This is a genomic window from Candidatus Borrarchaeum sp., assembly GCF_019058535.1.
Lineage (GTDB): Archaea > Asgardarchaeota > Sifarchaeia > Borrarchaeales > Borrarchaeaceae > Borrarchaeum > Borrarchaeum weybense.
Map to the genome: position 1 here is coordinate 1 of NZ_JAHPYX010000132.1, position 6,323 is coordinate 6,323.

5 protein-coding genes and 1 pseudogene are annotated in these 6,323 nt (G+C 37.6%); 1 reads left to right on the top strand and 5 read right to left on the bottom strand.

Features of this window, described 5'->3' with window-relative positions; translation table 11 throughout:
- Positions 1-63 precede the first annotated feature (63 nt).
- The 5 genes from QVB70_RS07650 to QVB70_RS07670 form a co-directional block, all read right to left on the bottom strand.
- The gene (locus QVB70_RS07650) at positions 64-1,059 is read right to left on the bottom strand and encodes a glycosyltransferase (RefSeq protein ID WP_287585058.1); all 996 of its coding nucleotides are present in this window, start codon (positions 1,057-1,059) and stop codon (positions 64-66) included.
- 74 nt (positions 1,060-1,133) lie between these two features.
- Entirely contained in the window at positions 1,134-1,925 is a 792-nt protein-coding gene (locus QVB70_RS07655) for a class I SAM-dependent methyltransferase (protein WP_287585060.1), read from the bottom strand.
- 403 nt (positions 1,926-2,328) lie between these two features.
- A complete protein-coding gene (locus QVB70_RS07660; RefSeq protein WP_287585062.1) occupies positions 2,329-3,480 on the bottom strand; it encodes a glycosyltransferase in 1,152 nt (383 codons plus the stop codon).
- 39 nt (positions 3,481-3,519) lie between these two features.
- On the bottom strand, positions 3,520-4,743 hold the full coding sequence (locus QVB70_RS07665; RefSeq protein WP_287585063.1) for a glycosyltransferase family 2 protein: 1,224 nt from the start codon (positions 4,741-4,743) through the stop codon (positions 3,520-3,522).
- 94 nt (positions 4,744-4,837) lie between these two features.
- Positions 4,838-5,755 carry a glycosyltransferase family 2 protein gene (locus QVB70_RS07670; protein ID WP_287585065.1) on the bottom strand — a complete coding sequence of 306 codons (918 nt, stop codon included), beginning with the start codon at positions 5,753-5,755 and terminating at the stop codon, positions 4,838-4,840.
- Between the two features lie 304 nt (positions 5,756-6,059).
- On the opposite strand from QVB70_RS07670, the pseudogene QVB70_RS07675 reads away from it, so the two are divergent.
- A pseudogene (locus QVB70_RS07675) lies at positions 6,060-6,323 on the top strand (hypothetical protein); the annotation flags it as partial.

A 6,323-nucleotide genomic window follows, 5' to 3' on the forward strand; every position in this document is an offset into this window, starting at 1 on the left:
AGATAAGACCTCCGTAACCCGCAAGGGGATCGAGTCTGTCGTAGAAGCAGGAAGCCTCGAAGCTTAAGCACGAGGTAGCTCACTTAACAGACCATATAATATGCCCAGACCGTATGATACATGCTCTATGAATCCTAAGATCGGTATAACAATTACATGACTTGGTATTTCACTTTTTAGTGAGACTTTTAGTCCTGTAATTAGTCCTGTGGATAAATAGGTAAGTAAGATCACGGAAAGTAGAAGCGATATCGGCATTAATAGGGTAGTTACCGTAGTAAATAGTGCACTGAATATGAGAAAAAGCAAGAAAAGCGAAGGGAGAAGATGTTTTGGTTTAAGCAAGCCCGGATATCTTTTTCCAGCCCATGCTCTCCAAATCCCATAATTATACATTTGAAGAATGAACTTAGACAAGGACTGCCTACCATGGTGCCTAACTTTTGCTTTAGGAGTATATATGAGCTTATAACCCTTGTTTATAATTCTTAAATCTAATTCGATATCTTCTGCAACCTTTAGTTCCTCATTGAAGTAACCGACTTCTTCTAAAACCTGTTTTCGAAGTGATGAGTTATTTGTTGGGTTATGGTCTACAAGCCTTGTAGTTGGATAAATTGCAGGGTTCCTGGCACCCGCAGATCCAAAAAATGTGGGTAATAATAATCCCATTGTTCGTGGGAAGTAATTCTTCTCAGGATATGGTAAGATTACTCCTCCCACCCCCGCCACTTCGGGTGTATCATAGCATTCAAGTAGTTCTTTCAGCCAGTTTTTATCAGCTACAGAGTCTGCATCTGTAAATGCAATTATTATTCCCTGAGCTTTTTTAATTCCTGTATTTCTTCCTGATGCTGGTGATCCTCCTCGTTCCTGTAAAATGCGCACAGGATATTTAGATACTTTTTCAAGAGTACTGTCCGTTGATCCACCATCTATGTATATAATCTCATATTCATTCTCTGGGTAGTCTTGTTGTAACAATGATTGAATACATTCATCAATGGTACTTTGAACATTGAGTCCAGTAACAATAACCGAGAATGTTTTCTTAGTCATAGATTAGTTCTCCAACCATAAACTTTGATTACTTTACACATTAATTTCATAACAGTACGCTTGTCAATTCATCTTTAAAGTTGGATTGCAACCACAGCAGAACCCCATCTTCCAATTGGGAATAGTTTACTAAAGATTTTATCTAACTGGACAAAAATCTGGACTAGTTTTGGAAATCTCAATAAAATTTTTTCTCGGAAGGGTATTGTAAATTGATTCATTAAAATCAATTTTTTGATTTTATGTATTTTTAGGCTCTCTAATTCATTTCTTATTCTCCCAACGGTGTATTCGTTAATATGCCCATGTTCAGGTAATTCTTTAACTCCCTTTTCTGCGGCAACTGTTTCTATATTCAAAGGAGTGGTTTTAAGCCAGCGTAATTTCGTCAATAGTGTCGCAAATGGAGGGTTCATAGCTAGAGGGACAGCAATAACAATTAGATCTTTAGAAACTCGTGTTAACTCTTTTAATGCTTTTCTTGGCTCAGGCAGATGCTCTAATACATCTAAACAAAGCGAAATACTGATTGATTCACTTTTTAATGGCAGATTTTCTGCATCTCCTCGTATAAGAAAGGTATTTGTAGGGCGGTTGCCTCTTGCAACTCGCTTCAATGCATCTGCGGATAGATCGATCCCGATTGTATAAGAATAGTTTCTTGCTAGATTATAGACATCTAGTCCCTCGCCGCAACCTACATCCAGTAAAATCACTCCAGTTTCCTCTTGCAACAAAGAATAAACGAGTTGAGTCCTTCGAACTATATAATACCGAATAGTGGGGTGTGCAGAAAATCGAAGATATCTTTGCATGTGTTGAAGAAGTAGCTGAAAATAACTTTTTTTCAGTGCAGTAGAGTCCATGTGTTTTTACTTCCTAGATTATGAGTAGCCAAACAAGAAAGCACTACAGCTTCAGCGTGGTGATGAATGGCGGTAGTGTGTGTTCACGTTCATCACGTGCATCGAGGGGTCTCCCTAACGTTATATAGATGGTATGAGGAAGGTATCAATAACAATTGGAGGGATCATGCGCACACTTGAAGATAAGGTGCATACTCCGATTCGATTGTCTCACCATCGTTAGCCGTACCTACGGAGCGTAGGGATGTTAAGCCTGTGGAGATAAGACCTCCGTAACCCGCCAGGGGATCGAGTCTGTCGTTGAAGCAGGAAACCTCAATGCTGTATGACGAGGTAGCTCACTTCCTAGAGACATAATAAGAGGTGATGATTATCCTTTAATTATCATTTCTTATTGTATCATTTACCAGGCAATGTATTTCTGCTTTTTGTAATATAATATATGTGCAATGACAGTGACTCCTTGCAGTATAATTAAGTGAAAAACTGCTAAAAGTAAGCTATATCGCTTTACAAGAATGGTCAAGCTTTCCATTAGAATATAAGCAACAAACAGCACGCCATATAAATAGAGAGGGATTGAATAGAGAACGTTAATCAGTTCTGGGAAGAAGATTAGACCAAGAATTAATGAAGAAAAAACCAGGTAGGGCTGAATTAGAAGACGAAAAGCATGGAATGGCATGATAAACGTTCCAAAATAACCATATTTTGTGTTAAACATCATTTTTTTATGACGGACTATTGCCTGTATTGAACCAATTTGATGACGGATTTTCCTTTTCAATCTTGCTAAATATCTTGTTGGAACAACTCCTAAAACAAGTGCTTTAGGTTCAAAAACTACTCTATAGCCTTTCTCCCTAACTAAAAGAACTAATTCCATATCATCAGATATTGTATCAATTGGAAGTGGAGATAATAGTTCTTGTCTAAATGCGACTAAACTTCCTTCTGTAAAAGGCACTGAATCAAGGTTGCCTTCTAAAATTCTGAAAGTCTCTCGCGCTTTCAAAAAGGACGTAGAAGTGACATCAATTTTGTCTAAATCTTTGTTCTTAACTTCTATTAAAGCACCTCCGACACCTCCTACCTGTTCATCTGCAAAATTCTCTAGTAATTTACTGACGCTATCAGGAGGCAGAAACGCATCGGCATCTGTTATTATTACGACTCTCCCTTTTGTCTCGAGAAATGCTTTATTTAAAGCAGTTGCTTTTCCTTTTCGCGTATCTTCTTTGATGAAATCAATGTATCCTTTTCTTGCATATTCATCCAAAATTGATGGAGTCGCATCAGTTGATCCACTGTCCACAACTATTATCTGGTCATTAGGCTTTAGTTCTCGCAGAGCTCCAATTTTTTGTCTAATATAACTCTCCTCGTTGTAGGTAGGTACAATAAAGCTGACATCCAGGTCATTTTCACGTTTAACAGGCGGAGATGAGCGAACTAAAACAACGATAGTAAAAAGAATATAATACAGTAGAATTATCAGAAGTGGTAAAGCAATCACTAGAAGCTCGTAAGTTAGAAAAACCCTATAGTCGATCATCGATTTTCCTTATACTCAGTTGGACTAATAAAAATTTCACTAACTTCTTTCATTATTTCTTTTTGTCAGTCGCTTTAAGTTTGCAAACATGTCAGCAAGAAAACCGAAGAATAAGAATTGGAATCCACTCATTACAAACACAGCTGCAAGTACTGCTGTAGATTCATGGAAGACCAACCCGGTCGTTATCCACTCAATAATCACAAAACCCCCAAGTAATATGCCTGCTATGATAAAAATTCCCCCTAGGATTCCAAAAAATAACACCGGATGATAATCGCGGTATGTTCTCAGCGTGACCGCTAGCGCTTTTGCGCCATAGCCTAATGGACTCGCAATAAGGCGAGATGATCCACTTTTTCTCTTTGCAAAATAAATGGGCACCTCTGCAACACGAAAGCCTTCTTCTATTAAACGAATAATTTGTTCCTGCGTATAAGTATATCTTCCCGCTAAATCTATTGACGCCAGGGCAGCCACTCGATTGAATGCTCTAAAGCCAGTCTGCCCATCACTAATTTCAGTGTTAGTAAGTGTTCGAACAACTCGTGTAAATAGTCTATTTCCAAATCTTTTTATCCATGGCATTTCTTCGATGTGTCCAGCAAATCGTGAGCCCAATACGAAATCGGCTTCATCGTTTACAATGGGACTTATTAGTTTTGGGATTTCCTTGGGTAAATATTGCCCGTCTGCATCAATATTTATTATAATATCTGCGCCAGCATTTAATGCTGCTCTTAAGCCATCCTGAATAGTCTCGCTTAAACCCCTGTTCATTTTGTGTATTATAATTTTTACTCCTGCCAATTCTGCTATTTCTCTTGTTTTGTCTGTAGATCCATCATCTATCACTAGAATCTCACTTGCATAATTTTTGCATCCTTCTATAACATCCGCAATAGTTTCTTCCTCATTGTAAGCAGGTATAGTCACAACGACTTTAAGATCTTCCGGAGGTGATATAAGTTCAGCTGAAGTTTTGACAGGCATTCTCCTTTTCGGTTTAAGCAACCCTACGATCCCTGATAAAATAATGACACAAATTCCCGCAAGAAAAAACCACCAAACAATATACATAAGCCAGCCTAACCAGCCACTTAATTGCACTGGCCAAATGATAGTTGTTAAAAGTTCAGTGAGGCTGAGACTATTGATTTGCTGAAAAATCAGGGCAATTGTGATTATCACTACTCCTACTATGATAATCATTGCTGCAAGAAGCACAAGGATAATACCAAGTTCCCAAAGTCGTCTTGCCATTTTCTCACGCCTTGATCTTTTGAATCTGCATTTTTATTGGTGACTTATAGAGCTGTATTTTCATATCAACAATGAATTCAATTTAAAGATCTAATTAATGAACTTTTGCTTCGCCAAGAAGAAACGCAATGATATAACCAAGGCCTGTATAAAATATCATTATAGAAGCCAATAATAGTAGAACAGGATAATATATTTCATTATCCTTTTTACTTACTTCTCTGAGGGGTGAATTGCCAGTTAACAATAAATTTAAGTAATGGCGGAATTTTTGACCTAGAGTACGCCCTACTTTATATTTTCTTCTATGGATCGAATGATATGCAGCCCCTCTTCTGATATGCCATTTGATAAATCCAGTTAAAGTATTACGTGATTCGTAATGATGCACTATTGCCTTAGGTTCAAATATTAGTTTATATTGTTCAGCAATTCTCAATGATAAATTAACGTCCTCTCCTCCATAGAAAAAAGAAGAGTTAAAATTTCCAACATCTAATATGACTTTTCTTCGAAATATTGCATTTGCTGTAGATAATCTTTCTAATTCCCTATTCTTGGTCATAGAAAACAAACTTTCATATCCAATTAGACCTCCAGCTGGAAAGCCTAAATAACCGATATACTTACTCATTTTATCTTCTAGGTGAAGTATAACGCCTCCTCCAACACCTCCGACTTCTGGACGTTCAAAATGTTTTGTTAATTCTTTTAACCAATTTGGATCTGCACAACAATCCGAATCGGTTGATGCGGCAAGTTCTCCTATAGCCTTTTCAACTCCGATTCTTCGTGCATATCCTATTCCAACGCGTTTGCCAAACCGAATATGATGTACATTGAAACGTTTCACTATTTCTGGAGTTCTATCTGTCGAATCATCAACTACAATTACTTCCAATTTATCTTTTGGATAGTCGAGGTTAAATATAGATTCTAGACAAGCTCCTATTGTGTCCTCTGAGTTATGAACAGGTACTACAACCGAGACTGATGGCCAGTCCTCTCGCATATTATTGATTCACTCCATTGATTTGCGCACGTGAGGATAGATTCTGAAACAATTCTTTTCTATTTTACTTGCCGTTTTAAAATTTACTAAACTGAAATGGATTTGACAATAATAACTTTATCTTTCCTACGAAAGAAGAATTCGTCCTTTAGATTGAGAGGAATAGTGTTTTGTTTCACTTTCACGATAGTCCCCAAAATTTAAATAGCTGGTTTAAGATAGATTCTCGACGAAAATCCAATGAAATAAAGTTCGCTGTCAATTAGACGACAGGGATAGTTTTTTGAGAGGTGAGATAAGGGGTATGGTTGTTCAACTGAACGCACCGGTAACCTTTTGTAAGACCTTAGTGTTGCCTGTTGCTGATCAAACGACGCAGAAAAAGATAAGGTTTCTAGACAAACTGACTGGGCGTTTAACCTACGGCGTGCAGTTATTTTTAGAGAAAATTACAAAGAAAAACCTAACTCAAGTTAGAGAAGTGGAGCATTTTCGGCACGAAATTGAGAAGAAAACTGGACTCTCATCAGCATTTGTACAAATGTGCCGTGACAAAGCGCTGTGGATG

What these genes read in the sequence shown, in the direction of transcription:
- QVB70_RS07650 (WP_287585058.1), bottom strand. Translation starts at nt 1,059, where the DNA reads ATGACTAAGAAAACATTCTCGGTTATTGTTACTGGACTCAATGTTCAA.
- QVB70_RS07655 (WP_287585060.1), bottom strand. Translation starts at nt 1,925, where the DNA reads ATGGACTCTACTGCACTGAAAAAAAGTTATTTTCAGCTACTTCTTCAA.
- QVB70_RS07660 (WP_287585062.1), bottom strand. Translation starts at nt 3,480, where the DNA reads ATGATCGACTATAGGGTTTTTCTAACTTACGAGCTTCTAGTGATTGCT.
- QVB70_RS07665 (WP_287585063.1), bottom strand. Translation starts at nt 4,743, where the DNA reads ATGGCAAGACGACTTTGGGAACTTGGTATTATCCTTGTGCTTCTTGCA.
- QVB70_RS07670 (WP_287585065.1), bottom strand. Translation starts at nt 5,755, where the DNA reads ATGCGAGAGGACTGGCCATCAGTCTCGGTTGTAGTACCTGTTCATAAC.